Origin of the sequence: Pedobacter sp. MC2016-05 (assembly GCF_026239735.1) — a bacterium.
Taxonomy (GTDB): domain Bacteria; phylum Bacteroidota; class Bacteroidia; order Sphingobacteriales; family Sphingobacteriaceae; genus Pedobacter.
Window position 1 is genome coordinate 55,699 of sequence record NZ_JAPIVT010000009.1, and the last position, 14,129, is coordinate 69,827.

Annotated in this window: 14 protein-coding genes; 10 read left to right on the top strand and 4 right to left on the bottom strand. The window is 39.0% G+C overall.

The annotated features are described in order from the left end of the window. Positions 1-11: 11 nt before the first annotated feature. The 6 genes from OQZ33_RS13355 (at position 12) to OQZ33_RS13375 (ending at position 6,204) form a co-directional block, all read left to right on the top strand. Positions 12-1,517: a RagB/SusD family nutrient uptake outer membrane protein gene (locus tag OQZ33_RS13355; RefSeq protein WP_265799519.1), complete on the top strand. Its 1,506-nt coding sequence runs from the start codon at positions 12-14 to the stop codon at positions 1,515-1,517. 89 nt (positions 1,518-1,606) lie between these two features. Then, on the top strand, positions 1,607-3,550 hold the full coding sequence (locus OQZ33_RS13360) for a glycoside hydrolase family 97 protein (protein ID WP_265799520.1): 1,944 nt from the start codon (positions 1,607-1,609) through the stop codon (positions 3,548-3,550). Positions 3,551-3,700: 150 nt separating this feature from the next. After that, positions 3,701-5,422 carry a beta-galactosidase family protein gene (locus tag OQZ33_RS13365; protein ID WP_322975059.1) on the top strand — a complete coding sequence of 574 codons (1,722 nt, stop codon included), beginning with the start codon at positions 3,701-3,703 and terminating at the stop codon, positions 5,420-5,422. Positions 5,423-5,742: 320 nt separating this feature from the next. After that, positions 5,743-5,880, top strand: coding sequence for a hypothetical protein (locus OQZ33_RS13370; RefSeq protein ID WP_265799522.1), 138 nt, complete (start codon positions 5,743-5,745; stop codon positions 5,878-5,880). After that, on the top strand, positions 5,877-5,984 hold the full coding sequence (locus tag OQZ33_RS24500; RefSeq protein ID WP_416338754.1) for a hypothetical protein: 108 nt from the start codon (positions 5,877-5,879) through the stop codon (positions 5,982-5,984). Before OQZ33_RS13370 ends, OQZ33_RS24500 begins: the two co-directional genes overlap by 4 nt. A gap of 70 nt (positions 5,985-6,054) precedes the next feature. Further along, positions 6,055-6,204 carry a hypothetical protein gene (locus OQZ33_RS13375; protein WP_265799523.1) on the top strand — a complete coding sequence of 50 codons (150 nt, stop codon included), beginning with the start codon at positions 6,055-6,057 and terminating at the stop codon, positions 6,202-6,204. Between the two features lie 516 nt (positions 6,205-6,720). Here OQZ33_RS13375 and OQZ33_RS13380 read toward each other — a convergent pair. Then, complete coding sequence (locus tag OQZ33_RS13380) at positions 6,721-7,308, bottom strand: RNA polymerase sigma factor (RefSeq protein ID WP_265799524.1); 588 nt, start codon at positions 7,306-7,308, stop codon at positions 6,721-6,723. Positions 7,309-7,365: 57 nt separating this feature from the next. On the opposite strand from OQZ33_RS13380, the gene OQZ33_RS13385 reads away from it, so the two are divergent. The 4 genes from OQZ33_RS13385 (at position 7,366) to OQZ33_RS13400 (ending at position 11,249) form a co-directional block, all read left to right on the top strand. Beyond that, the gene (locus OQZ33_RS13385) at positions 7,366-7,782 is read left to right on the top strand and encodes a hypothetical protein (protein WP_265799525.1); all 417 of its coding nucleotides are present in this window, start codon (positions 7,366-7,368) and stop codon (positions 7,780-7,782) included. A gap of 186 nt (positions 7,783-7,968) precedes the next feature. Beyond that, positions 7,969-8,493: a hypothetical protein gene (locus OQZ33_RS13390; RefSeq protein ID WP_265799526.1), complete on the top strand. Its 525-nt coding sequence runs from the start codon at positions 7,969-7,971 to the stop codon at positions 8,491-8,493. A 222-nt stretch (positions 8,494-8,715) separates the two neighbouring features. Next, entirely contained in the window at positions 8,716-9,957 is a 1,242-nt protein-coding gene (locus tag OQZ33_RS13395) for a cation:proton antiporter (protein WP_265799527.1), read from the top strand. Between the two features lie 608 nt (positions 9,958-10,565). Then, entirely contained in the window at positions 10,566-11,249 is a 684-nt protein-coding gene (locus OQZ33_RS13400; protein WP_265799528.1) for a hypothetical protein, read from the top strand. Here the strand turns inward: OQZ33_RS13400 and OQZ33_RS13405 are convergent. From OQZ33_RS13405 to OQZ33_RS13415, 3 genes are read right to left on the bottom strand one after another with little or no spacing between them, the layout of a single operon-like run. Then, positions 11,246-12,199, bottom strand: a complete 954-nt coding sequence (locus OQZ33_RS13405; RefSeq protein WP_265799529.1) for a phosphatase PAP2 family protein — start codon at positions 12,197-12,199, stop codon at positions 11,246-11,248. The two genes, OQZ33_RS13400 and OQZ33_RS13405, sit on opposite strands and share 4 nt — an antisense overlap. 1 nt (position 12,200) lies before the next feature. After that, positions 12,201-12,821: a sterol desaturase family protein gene (locus OQZ33_RS13410; RefSeq protein ID WP_265799530.1), complete on the bottom strand. Its 621-nt coding sequence runs from the start codon at positions 12,819-12,821 to the stop codon at positions 12,201-12,203. Positions 12,822-12,827: 6 nt separating this feature from the next. After that, on the bottom strand, positions 12,828-14,120 hold the full coding sequence (locus OQZ33_RS13415) for a DUF4833 domain-containing protein (protein WP_265799531.1): 1,293 nt from the start codon (positions 14,118-14,120) through the stop codon (positions 12,828-12,830). Positions 14,121-14,129: the final 9 nt, after the last annotated feature.

Consider the following 14,129-nt stretch of genomic DNA (forward strand, 5'->3'; position numbering starts at 1 on the left):
TTTAAAGTATTATGAAAAAGATATATATCGCATTCATCGTTTTAATTTCGATGAGTTCATGCAAAAAACTTCTTGACAAACAACCGCTAAACAATTTAACTTCAGAAGGTTATTACAAAACTCAGGCGGATGCCATATCAGGATTGATAGGTGCATACAACGATTTTCAAAACACCCAATACATCATCCATAATTATCATTGTATCAGCGAAATTGCGGCAGGCGATTCGTGGGAACCCAATACAAATGCACTAGGTTTCACAGAATTTGAAAAACTCCAGGTAACTGCAGCAAATGGTGATGGAAAAACGCTTGAAATATTCGCGAAAGCGTATGGAAATATTGGAAAGGTAAACAGGGTGCTAGCCGGGCTTGCAGGCATTAGTGCGACAGCAGAGCAAAAGGCACAGTTAGAAGGCGAAATCCGTTTCATGAGGGCATTAGATTATTATTACCTGGTTGGCCTTTTTGGAGGAGTGCCTATTTTGGAAACTGCACCAGTTTATGATGGGAACACCAAATTTACCAGAGCTACAACTGCGCAGACCTGGAATTTCATCATAAGCGACCTCACCTTTGCCGCTGCAAACTTGCCAGCGACCAGGGATGCTGCTAATAGAGGGCGTGCCACCCGTGGATCAGCAAACGGTTTGTTGGCAAGGGTTTTAGCCATGAGAGCTGGTAGTGATGCAGCCATGTGGCAAAGAGCTAAAACGGCCGCTCAGAATGTTATCAGTGATGGTTATGCGCTGGATGCCAGTTATGCAAACAACTTTTTAGCCTCTGGAAATTACAACAAAGAAAGTCTTTTTGAAATCGGATACAACCCAACCTCTTCCGAAGGTCAGGGAAATCAGTTTTCGCTATTTAATACTGCCTCCTTTGCTAACGGATGGTCTTACGGTGAAGCTTTCAGTAATTCATACAACAATTTCGAAGCTGCTGACCTGATCCGTAGAAGGGTATCAGTTTATAAAATTGGTGATACACCAAATAACAGCACGACAGTGTGGACCGGAAGCGGTCAAAGAGAATTTCTAATCCCGTCTGCACGTGGTTTTGTAAGAGCAGGCACGGCAAAGTATAATGTGTCTAACAATACCGACTGGGCTGGAACTGGCGCAGATTATAAAATCCTGCGTTTTGCAGAAACACTTCTGATTATGGCCGAAGCAGAAAACGAGTTGGGCAATCCCACCTCGGCATTAAGCTATTTGGCTCAAGTCAGATCCAGAGTAAGCCTGCCCACCAATATGTCACTGACTGATAAATCTGTAATCCGTGAACTTATTTTTAAAGATAGAATGGCAGAATTGTGTATGGAGGGTGTAAAATTTAATGATCTGGTACAAAGAAAACGTGGAAGAGATTTTAAGGTCAAAACTTTTAATCCGGATAATTTCGTATTTCCAATTCCCGAAATTGAAATCCAAAGAAATGGTTGGGCTCAGAATTCAAGCCTTACCCAGGCTATGAAAGATGAGTTCATGGCGGGTGTTATTGTCGACATCCGTTAATTCTTGGCGTAGTGTCTTACGTCTTGGTTAGTTTGAGACGGCTGGTTTTCCCAGCCGTCTTTATTTACACGCAATCACCAAATTTGATTATGATAAAATTAAAACATATATATTCTTTATTGTTGCCTATTGTTTTGCTGACCAACACCTTAAAGGCGCAGCAAATAACACTGCTATCACCAGATAAAAAAATTAAGTTAAGCATTGACCCTAGAATATTTTCTGGTCAAATACTAAATTGCAAAGTAAGTTATCTTCAGGATGCAGGTTATCAAGTAATCATTCCCCGTATTAACCTTGGTCTTAAAGCGGGCTCTAAACTGTTTTACAAAAACCTCAAATATACAAGAGCAGACAAACAAGTTTTAGTTCAGGAAGATTATCGCATGCCGCACGGCAAAAGAGCTCACCGAAAAAACTCTGCCTCAGAACGTGTCCTTCACTTCCTGACATCAGATAACATCCCCTTCAAAGTAACCTTAAGGGCTTATAATGATGGCATTGCTTTCAGGTATCACATTGATAATAAAAATGATGACACCTTAAAAGTTACAGAAGAGATGACCGGCTTTCTCGTCCCAGAATCTAGTGATCGTTGGCTTCAGAAGTTTGTCAGCAGCTATGAAGGTTTTTACCCATTGCAGGACAAAATCATCCAACAGGGTGAGTGGGGTTATCCAGGGTTATTCAAAATAAAAAACAGTGGCAAGGATGTATGGATATTGTGCTCGGAGGCAGGCCTCGATGAGCATTACTGCGCTACCAAACTTTCAAATGTGCTCGATAAAAATGAATACAAACTAACCTTTCCCTCGCCCACGGATGGAAATGGTACTGGAGCGGTAGAGCCAAAGATTGCTGGAAAATGGACATCTCCCTGGAGAGCACTTATTGTGGGATCCCTTAAAAACATTACCGAATCAACGCTGATAGAAGACCTTAGTCCGGCCACAACTATCAAAGATTTGTCCTGGATTAAACCAGGGGTAAGTTCATGGGTTTATTGGGCGAATAACCACGGTACGATGGATTATCAAAAAGTGGTTGAATACATTGATTTGGCAGCGAGAATGAATTGGCCTTACACATTATTTGATTGGGAATGGGATGCGATGGGTAACGGTGGAAAATTGGAAGATGCAGTGAAGTATGCAAATGGTAAGGGCATCCGTCCATTGATGTGGTACAATTCGGGAGGCCCGCACAATAGAGTGGAATCTACCCCCAGAGATAAAATGCTGACACACGAAAGCCGGGTGAATGAATTCAAGTGGCTAAAATCAATCGGAGTGTATGGAGTTAAAATTGATTTCTTTGAGAGTGATAAGCAAGATATGATTAAGTATTACCTGGATATACTCAAAGATGCGGCAGACTATAAACTCATGGTCAATTTTCATGGCTCAACCATTCCACGCGGCTGGAGCAGAACCTATCCTCACCTGATGAGTATGGAGGCTGTTTATGGCGCCGAGCAGTATAACAATGGGTCAGAACTAACCGGTAAGGGTGCTCAGCACAATGCAACTTTACCTTTTACCAGAAATGTTATCGGCCCGATGGACTATACCCCAGTCACCTTTACCAATTCCCAGCATCCGCACCAGACCAGTTATGCGCATGAACTCGCCCTTTCGGTCATTTTTGAATCCGGCATTCAGCATTTTGCAGATCGACCGGAAGGCTTCGATAAATTAGCCGATGAAGCAAAATCCCTTTTAAGGCGAGTTCCTGCTTCATGGGACGATACAAAATTTATTTCGGGATATCCAGGTCAAAGCGCAGTCATCGCCCGCCGCAGTGGATCGAGTTGGTATGTCGCAGGAATAAATGGAACGGATAAAAAAGACCAGCTCAACGTGCCTTTTGATTTCCTAAAATCAAACATAACATATAAATCTGTTTTAATTGCCGATGGAACATATGATTCTGCTTTCAAAACCACTTACCAAAAAATAAGTCATAGTACGAGACTCGCACTAAACTGTTTACCAAAAGGTGGCTTCATAATGGTTTTAGAAGAATTACCCTAATTGTCCAGTATGTTAAGCCAACATTTACCTAATCCTGAATTGAAATGAAGACATACCTAAAAATCAAACTAATCCTGCTTTTCCTTCTTCTTAGCCAGCTAGATACACTGGCTCAAAATCATTACATTCTCGTTAGATTCGTCGTCTTTTTTGCTTGATGGTAAGCCTTTCCAAATGATTTCCGGGGAGATGCATTATGCCAGGATTCCAAAGCAGGCCTGGAGGGACAGAATGAAGATGGCGAAATCAATGGGCCTCAATACAATTGGTACCTACATATTCTGGAATTTGCATGAACCAGAAAAAGGAGTTTTTGATTTTTCCGGAGATCATGACATCGTCGATTTTGTCACTACCGCAAAAGAGGAAGGCCTTTGGGTTATTCTTCGACCAAGTCCCTATGTTTGCGCCGAATGGGAATACGGTGGGTATCCCTACTGGCTGCAGAGCGAAAAGGGGTTAGTGGTCAGAAGCAGAAACTCAAAGTACCTAAAGGAATACCGCAAATACATTAACGAAATTGGAAAAAGACTAGCACCATTACAAATCAAGAATGGGGGAAACATTTTGATGATCCAACTGGAGAATGAATATGGTTCTTATGGAAATGACAAGGAATATCTAAAAATCAATCAGAAAATGTTTATAGCGGCCGGATTCGATGGTTTGCTATACACATGCGATCCGGCCGCTGATGTAGAGAAAGGATATTTACCAGGTCTGCTTCCTGCGATTAATGGCCTTGACAAACCAAACGAAGTTAAAGCACTGGTCAACAAGCTGCACAATGGAAAAGGCCCCTACTATATTGCCGAATGGTATCCGGCTTGGTTTGACTGGTGGGGTACACCACACCATATTGTACCTCCAGGAGATTATGCCAATAGATTAGATTCAGTGCTCAAAAATGGCATATCTATAAATATGTATATGTTTCACGGTGGAACCACCAGAGGCTTCATGAATGGGGCCAATTTAAAAGACGATACTAATTTTGAACCACAGATAAGTAGTTATGATTACGATGCGCCACTTGATGAAGCAGGAAACCCAACGGAAAAATATTTTGCATTCAGAAAAGTCATCCAGAAACATTTACCAGCTGGAGTATCTCTACCTGAAGTTCCAAAGCGTAAACCGGCGGTAGCAATTCCTGGCATCATGATCTCCAAAGAAATAAGCATTCTTGACAATTTACCCAAAGCCATAAAAAGTCGTAATCCAAAGCGTTTTGAGGAATTAGGCCAGGATTTTGGATACGTCCTTTACCGAAAAAAAATCCTTAAAACCGGTTCGGGCACCTTATTAATAAAAGGACTAAGAGACTATGCTGTGATAATTCTCAATGGAAAAACAATAGCAACTTTAGATAGAAGACTAAAAACCGATAGCCTGTCCATCAATTTGTCCGCCGGCATCAATACGCTTGATATTTTGGTAGAAAATATGGGTCGCATTAATTTTGGTAAATATATGCTGGATAATAACAAAGGCATTCTTGAATCTGTAAGTTTCAATAAAACACCTCTTATAAATTGGGAGATGTTTAAATTGCCTTTTAAAAAAATCGGCGATATCAAATCAAACGCACACAATGAAAAAATTTTTTCTCCAAAACTCAGCAGCGGAAAATTTACGCTCGAGAAAGCAGCAGATACTTACCTTGATATGCGTAATTGGGGAAAAGGTGTGGTTTGGGTAAATGGTCATAATCTGGGGAAATACTGGTCTATAGGACCACAGCAAACCATATACCTGCCTAAAGAGTGGTTACAAGAGGGAGAAAATAAAATTATGATTTTTGAGATGCTCGGTAACAACCAAAATTTAATCAACGGCCTGGAAAAACCTATTCTTAACTTACTACAATAAAAAAATAGTTCTTACAAATTGACCGATTAAACATATATACAATGATAAAGAGCTGTGGCTTGGCGATGATATTTTGCATTTTTTATCGGCCAAACAGAACCTTAAAATCGCTGATATGATAAACCAGCAAAAGTATCGAATGAGCCTTTACAGCTTAGAAATTGACCTCTGGGTGCCATGTTCTATGGGAAGAGTGGCTCATGACTCATCAAGCTTAAAAATCAATCTCCAAATGAACTATTGGATGGTCGAGAGCATGAACATGAGTGGTTTGGGACTTCCACTGATTGAACAGCTATAACATATGACGATTATGGAAAATGACCACCAGAAACTACTACAAAATAAATGAATGGGTTTTACACCATAAAAGTGATATGTGGACGCAGGCCAATCCTGTTGGTGAAGTTATTGTGACCCTAAGTGAGCAAACTGGAGCCTTGGAAGTCCCTGGCTGAGTCAACAATTATTTGAGCATTTATCAAATCAACAGCGACTAGAAATATCTTCGCAAATTGCCTATCCAATTATGAAGAGTATTGCAGATTATTGTTTAGATTGATTAGTTGCAAAGGATGGTGTTTTATTAAATGCACCATCTACCTCTCCTGAGAATATATACATCCGACCGAATGGCAGCAAGGGTCAATAACTATTGGTTCAGCGATGGTAATGGAAATTATCTGGGATTTATTTTCAATGTTATAGAATCTGCTCAAACCTTCGGAATTGATGAAGCGTATACTTCAGCGTTGAAAGAAGAGTATGGAGCAAAATCTTAAAGATAAATTTAAGGGCTAGTCTCTTTGATGGTGACTATCTCTATAAAATATATCATGAACTACTGCAACGGTTCAGACTAAAAACTTTTTTGACAATCATTCACATTTCGAATTAACGTGAATTTTGGCACAGTGGCTGGGGTGGTTGAAATGCTTCTTCAAAGTCATCTAATGAAATTCAATTCCACACCGCGCTTCCGTATGCCTGGATAATTAGGATTGAAGCAAGAGGTAATTTTTATTCGACATCCACTGGAAAAACCATAAACTACATTCAGCCGAAATAAGCTCAAATGCTCAACACGCTTGTACATTCCACAAGACAGATAGACTAAAGATTAGCAGATCATCAGTAAGAACTTATATTTTTAGTAATAACGGTCGAACTTTACATCTATCACTTCAATAATCAACAAGCAAAAAAATAAAATTAGCCTACTGTAGATATTATTTCAAAAGGCGTAAGTCATAAAAGTTTTTTGAGTTTTATCTGATTTGCGGTCTATTTATATAATTCTAGCGGGTGAAAATCAGCAGAAGAATTGCACTGCCACCTGATTCTTTTAAATTGTTTCGGATAAAAGAAAGCGATTTACTTATCTGTTTTTTCACCGTCTGGTCAGAAGTTCCCAACCTCTCTGCAATTTGTTTGTAAGTTAGGTTTTCCTTACGACTCATTTCGAAAACCTGACGCATTCGAGGTGGAAGAGCTTTAATTTCTCGTTCTATAGCCATCAATAAATCTTTTTCATCCAGATACATCAATGTATCTTCGCTGACATCGCTGCTAAATTTAATAAGTTCGTTCAGATATACGTCCTTGTGTTTATTATGACGAATAGCGTTTAACACCTTGTACCTCGCTGAAGTATATAAGTAACCTGCAAAATTTTGGTGTTGGGGGATTTTATCCGCCTTCAACCATATGTTGCTAAACAATTCCTGAATAATATCTTTCGCTTCCTCTTCATCTCGAAGCATTTTGAAAACATGCGCATAAATTACCCTCCAATAGCGATTATAAACCTCCGTAAAAGCCTTCTGGTCACCTGACCTGATTAGGTCAACCAGTTCGTTATCCGCTAAGATGTTTAAATTTTGCATTTTTCATTAAAAATCTAAAATACATAAAAGATGAGTATAGAGCAATAATTTATTTAATTGTATGATATAGTTGTATATTTCAGTGAAAGTGGTTACTCGTCACTTTTGGGGACTGGGCTATTGGCATGCTTTGATGACCAGCCGCTGAGCAAACAACATCACAAAAGCGGTCAGCGCCTGTTCACTTTCACAGCCCTTAATCGTGATGAGGTGACGGACTTCTTTTTCGTTGCCAAGGAGAGCCCGAGGGATAAGATAGTGGTGGATATGGTTATCGTTTTCTCGAATTCCTCTGATGACTTCGAGAATTTCTCGGGTTTCTTCTTGATCTCCACTAGTCGAGAGATAAAGGTTCAGGGCCATTTTGGCTATGCTTCTAAAGACCGCATCGCCACCGAAGGTAAATTTGATCGATACCGGTTCACTAAGGTAGTGGTCCTGGATGAGAAAACCAATTTGATCTACACAAAATAATCAAACAAGTCATAAGGTGGTAATCTTATCAAATATTTAATTACAAGATGTAGTTTGGAAAGATTTGCATTGTCCAGTTTCAGAATTTCAAGCTTCAAGATCGATTTTCGACGTTTGAGTCACTTTTTAGTTATTACTGAACAGAACCATCGGTATTTTTGATTGAAACATGCTGGACAAGAAAACATGAAAAATAAATACTTGGGTAAAGAAGTAAATTATACGGACGCGGTATGGCTTGAGGATATCATCAATAAAACCACACCCAAAAAAAATGGAATACCGTTTTCTATCTTATCGAAACCAGTTTCTGAGGTCAAAAAGAATTATGTATTGCCAGCGGAACTTCTGGACGAATTCGCTGGCTTCACGCATATGATTGCCATATACATGTGTGATAGAGCTTATAAAAAACAGCGACTATTATATTATCATACCGATCATAGCTTTCGCAATATCAAAAATGACGATCCCGCCTTTAAATTGCTCCGTAAAATGAAACTAATTGCAAACCCTGAAAAATTTGACATGGAATCAGAGCAGGCGCTTGGCCTCACAACAGGCTTGATCAACAGATTGCAGTCTAACAGATATTATGAGATCAAATCAATTAACGAACGAGTATTTTTTGACCTTAATGTAAAGTTTGGCAGATTCGAGGATCGCGAATTGGTGCACATTACCCTGCTCAAACCTTTTTACCAAAAATAATGTAATTAAGTTCAATGATTGGTAAAAAGCTTATCATTGTTAAACACTACGAGCATTAACCAACGTATAGTAAATTGACCAGAAATTATTTGTATCGAACCGATATAGTCTAAACAAAATTTGTCCATTTCGAGATAACTAAACGAATTACATTTATCAATATGGATCTAGCTATTAAACTAAAAACCTGTCTTTGATTTAACCTCATTAACTAACTAATTAGTGGATTTATTTGTCATCATTACTTCTCTTTTCGGACTTGCGTCTCTTTTTAGCTTCCTGAACGCACGCTTTATGAAATTGCCTGGCGTCATAGGCGTTATGATTTTAGCTATACTTGCCTCTCTTATAACAATATTTGCCAGCCGCACATTTCCGATAGTTACACATTTCATTTCTGAACTAACCAGCTCTATAGATTTTTCAAAAACCCTTCTTGATGTAATGCTGGGTTTTCTGCTTTTTGCGAGTGCACTTCATTTTGATATTCACAAACTGAAGGAAAATTTGAGAGGTATCATAATTATTAGCACTGTCGGCGTAATTATTTCAACCGTACTTTTTGCTTCGGGACTTTTCTACGCATTGATATTACTCGGAATTGAGCTACCATTTATTTATTGTTTACTATTTGGTGCATTAATTTCACCTACGGATGCTATAGCTGTTGCAGCGTTACTAAAAAGATCGAAAATGCCACCCAGACTCGAAACGATCATCTCCGGAGAGTCTTTATTCAATGACGGTATTGGGCTGGTATTATTCATTAGCTTTTTAGAAGTGGCGAGTACACCTGAAAAGGGCTTTTCAATTATAGAGGCTACAAAATTATTTAGCCAGGAAGTCTTCGGAGGGCTAGCGCTCGGCATATCAATGGGGTGGATCGCATATCTGATGATGCGGTCTGTAAAGGATTTTCAGACAATATTACTCATCTCAATTACTTTAGTTATGAGTATATCGGTAATAGCAGGAATTCTGCATGTATCGATACCACTTGCTGTCGTAGCTGCCGGGCTTCTGTTAAGCAGTAAACCATTTTTCAAACAAGGTACACCGGATTATAATAAATACCTGGAAAAGATCTGGGGATTGATGGATGAACTGCTAAACACCATACTTTTTGTGATGGTGGGTTTGCAAATGGTCCTCATGAAGTTCAGCATGGTTTTTCTATGGGTAGGCCTAGGTGCAATTCTAATATTGCTTTTGGCACGAGCGCTAAGTATAGTCCTTCCGGTTATATTTGTTCGAAGATCGCTTCGCCTAAATTATAATAGTATAACGATATTAACCTGGGGTGGGCTTCGCGGAGGCATATCAATCGCAATGGCATTATCCATACCAGCTTCATCATATCGGGATCTAATCCTGACTGGATGCTTTTGCATTGTGGTGTTTTCTATTATTGTTCAGGGTCTTACCCTTAACACTTTAGTAAATAGATTGATTTCAGATAATTAACTTCCTTTATATTTTATTTTGTTTCAGTAAAGCGGTGAATCATTTAATTCAGTAGATGGTAAACTGGCTATAATAACACTAGGATGTCTATTCTGCAAAGCAAATTTATTCAAGTAACAGTGTTTCAATGGAACATCATAAATTGATGGTCTAGAATTCTACTTTAAATGGTCTGAATTTGGGGAAGTGCACAGTATACCATTATTAACATGAAATAAAACATTCGTTCTGTCACCGTTTAACTCCAAGCCTCCTATGATCACAACTACGGTTGTCATTAATCAAGTCTTTTTAGCTCGACTTAACAATCCCAATAGGGTCAAACTACCTCTTAAAAAATCCTTCACATAAAAAAGCAATTCTCGATCAAGAAATCCTGTCTGTCCATTCTTTAAATCATGTCGCAAGTTAAAATTTAGTATATATAAGTTCTCCATAGCAACACCATTGAGATATCATAATAACCTATCTCAGAGATGCACAAAGGTACTGGATTTCATCCGATCCCACATTTAGATCATTTATTAGGAGTTATAGACCTTGATTCTTATCGCCAACTTGATGACTTTTGGTCCTTCTCAAAATTAATAGTCAAACACAAAATTATAATGTACAGTTCGCTACCAGATAAAGGCAATTTCAAAAAAAATATAATCAAATTTTTAGTTTATGGTTCAGTTGTATACCTTACCTCAGAATTGTTAAGGTACAGTGCAATGGATGAGATGTTGGGACGAAAGTTCAGCGAAGATAGTGCGGTTGAATACCTGCAAAGTCTGGCCTTGTTATTTTGCTCAATCATTTATATATGGACATACAGAAATATTGAGTCAGTCAAGCCGCTTTCTATTGGTCTGTTTGGGTTTCACTTCGCATCCTTCATCAGGGAACAAGACGCATTCCTGGATGAATATCTATTTGATGGCGCGTGGCAGACCTTCGCTTTCGGTGTTTTAATCTTTGCGATAGCCAAGATTGCGCTAAACTGGAAATTATTCCTTACCAATGTGTCTACTTTTACCCATTCTACTGCGTATGGCATTCTACTATCAGGTATATTAACCACTTATATTTTTGCTCGTCTATATGGCAGAAAGATATTCTGGGCAGTGGTGATGGAAGGTCAATATATGAGAGATGTAAAAAATGTATCAGAAGAATCGCTCGAGCTATATGGATATGTTCTATTGATGATTGCAAGTTTTGAATATCTTCTTTTTATAAGATCGCTGTCTGGAAACCACTTATCTGGCTTAAACCACAATAAAAACCTAGAGAATATTTCCAATTAGTCACCACCATCGTTGGAGGATATGCGATATACAATCTTCATAAGCATGTGATTGGGATGCCTCCGGGATACGATCCACTTGAAGGAGAAGATGGCAAAAAGTCCACACAGCGCCCCGGCTAAAACGTCTAAAGAATAATGATGCCCGGTATAAATTGCCGAAAACCAAATTCCTGCTACCATGGTAACAAAAAACAGATTAACCTTTCCCATCCTGTTTTTCAATCCAAAGTACAGAACAATCACTGGATAGGCCGAATGCAATGAAGGCATTGCAGCAAAAACATTTGAACCTTTGCTATAAATATCTTTAAATAAAGAGATATCAAAATAGCTGTCAAACCTAGCCAGACCTGCGCTATTCCCGGCAGTATGGGGGATAAACTCAAATCCGTGTAGTTCTACATACCATGGTGGAGCTGCAGGATATAGATAGTAAATCACAAATCCTATCAAATTCACCCAAAGAAAAAGTAGGGAAAACAATACAAAATCTCGCTTATTTTTAAAGAAGAGGTAAACTGCCAATGCCAGTGGCACCGGAACCCACATCAGATAAAATATGCCCGTCATTACATCCAGAAAACTATTGTGGTTTGCTCCCCAAAACTCATTTGGTGTGACAACCAGTCCTTGTATGTTAATCCCAAACATACGCTTTTCAGCATGATATAAATCCTCTATATGCACCGTGTTGTAAAGATAGTTTGGAAAAGCTTTCATGTAATCAAAAAGAATCCAGTATACGATGAAAATAGAAAAACCGATGATAAACCTTCTTGTCCCGTTCGAAAGATAAAACAGTGTATTAAATATAAAAACCAATACAAGTTGATCTATCTTAAATCCCACAAGGACATAAGAAAGTAATAAATAAATGGCCGAAAGAAATGACGTTGTATAAACATCCTTCAGCCGGTAAAAATTTCCGTTAAAAAGCCGATTTTCCATCCTACTTTTTCTCAAAATTTGATCTGAAAATATGATCCCAAAATGTCCAGCTTACGCCATAACCCTTGGTAGCATCCGAATAATGGTGCAACATGTGGTGCTGTTTTAGCTTTTTCCAGAATCCACTTTTGAAATTGGCATGATGAAGGGCATAGTGCACCATATCATAAAATAGATAACCAATCATAAATCCTGCAAAAAAAGGAAAGTTATAATGAGTGGGCAACAACCACTCGAAAAGAAAATAAAATGCAGCTGCCATTGGGATACTTGCTGAGGGCGGCATTACTAACCTTTTGGCATCATTTGGATAATCATGATGGACACCATGGAAAATAAAATGAATCTTTTTACCCCAGGCTGCTTTCGGTTCGAAGTGAAATACATACCGGTGTAAGACATATTCGGTAATGGTCCAGATGCCCACACCAAACAGAAACCAACCTGTAAAATTTAAAACTGACATTTGATTTTCCCATAAGGAAATATAGAAGAGGCATGCAATAACTGGAACATAAACGATTAAAGGAACGTAAAAACGCACTTTCGACAGGCTTTCCATAAAATCGCTCTTAAACATTCTGATGGATGCAGGGGAATTAGATACGAAATTCTTCTTCATATTGGTTTAAACTTTAATCCTTTCAATAATGTGCTTTGTTGGAAGAGCGGCATCACGACCTTTAATTTCAACATATTTTACGTTGGGGAACCAAAAAGAGCCGCCCTCAATTCTTAAAAAGATCCGCTCTAACTCCATTTTTTTATTATTGATGGTAGCATAGACATGGTATTTTTTATCCACGGCAGATTTACTGAGGTACATTGGCAGCTTTTTATGTGAAGTAAAGCGGAGCTCAAACTGACCATTACCCAAATCTTTACTGATGATCCCATAAGCAAATTTTCGCTGGATATAACTGAGCTCTTTTTTTTCACCGTGATCTCCATAACGCATCCAGAAAACATTTACGGGTTGATCCTTATTTACTTCTCCATGACTATCTAAATTCAATTGGCAAATAATCGTGTTGGTATTTGGATCACGCTGTAAATAAAAAAGCTGATTGGAAATTCCCTGAGGTAAAGGGAAAACAATTGGCGAGGGGTCAGCTTCCTGAGCCATTAGCTTTATCGGCGAGAAAAGCCCCCAGCCTAGAGCAAAACAAATTCCGGCGACCAGGGCTGCCCGAGTGCTACTTCTTTTTTCATTTCTGTCCTGAGCTTCCAATCCCCGTTTTGCTTCCTGCAATCTTTTAACGGCAGTGATGTTTGTTAAGACCGCCATCAAGGCAATTGGCAGTGTAAATATTGACATCGTTTCAAAAACGTGAAAGGATACCCCTGGGAGATAAATTTTATAATCTCCTCCATTAAAATGGCCTGTAATGCCGCAGGCAATGGCAAAAACTCCAATAGTGACTACCCTTTCCGGACGCTGCATTAGTCCGCCTTTGCATTCCACGCCTAAAGCTTCTGCACGGGCACGGGTATAACTCACCATCATCGACCCAATCAGGGCAATGAACGCAAAAAGCGAACTTAAGAAATAATGGTGCGCCACCAGGTAATAACAAATTCCCAGGAACATGATCATTTCACTATAGCGATCAAGAACAGAATCGTATAAAGCGCCAAACCTCGAACTCATATTTCCCAGACGGGCTACCTGTCCATCCAGCATATCAAACAACCCGGCGAAAAGCACCAAAGCACCTCCCCAACCGATGTATGATAGATCTCCACGATTGGTTTTTTCTGCACCAAGCACGAAAATCACGGCCACGCCAATATTTAAAATGAGACCAATGGTGGTTACGGCATTAGGGGTTAGGCCTATTTTAATCAGGCCCCGCACAAATGGATTGATGACCTTATAAATGGCCAACTGTAAGCGATCTCTTAATTTTACACTTTGCATGATATTTTA

Coding starts and splice junctions, on each gene's coding strand:
- OQZ33_RS13355 (WP_265799519.1), top strand. CDS start 12: ATGAAAAAGATATATATCGCATTCATCGTTTTAATTTCGATGAGTTCA.
- OQZ33_RS13360 (WP_265799520.1), top strand. CDS start 1,607: ATGATAAAATTAAAACATATATATTCTTTATTGTTGCCTATTGTTTTG.
- OQZ33_RS13370 (WP_265799522.1), top strand. CDS start 5,743: ATGACCACCAGAAACTACTACAAAATAAATGAATGGGTTTTACACCAT.
- OQZ33_RS13375 (WP_265799523.1), top strand. CDS start 6,055: ATGGCAGCAAGGGTCAATAACTATTGGTTCAGCGATGGTAATGGAAAT.
- OQZ33_RS13380 (WP_265799524.1), bottom strand. CDS start 7,308: ATGCAAAATTTAAACATCTTAGCGGATAACGAACTGGTTGACCTAATC.
- OQZ33_RS13390 (WP_265799526.1), top strand. CDS start 7,969: ATGAAAAATAAATACTTGGGTAAAGAAGTAAATTATACGGACGCGGTA.
- OQZ33_RS13400 (WP_265799528.1), top strand. CDS start 10,566: ATGTACAGTTCGCTACCAGATAAAGGCAATTTCAAAAAAAATATAATC.
- OQZ33_RS13405 (WP_265799529.1), bottom strand. CDS start 12,199: ATGGAAAATCGGCTTTTTAACGGAAATTTTTACCGGCTGAAGGATGTT.
- OQZ33_RS13410 (WP_265799530.1), bottom strand. CDS start 12,821: ATGAAGAAGAATTTCGTATCTAATTCCCCTGCATCCATCAGAATGTTT.
- OQZ33_RS13415 (WP_265799531.1), bottom strand. CDS start 14,120: ATGCAAAGTGTAAAATTAAGAGATCGCTTACAGTTGGCCATTTATAAG.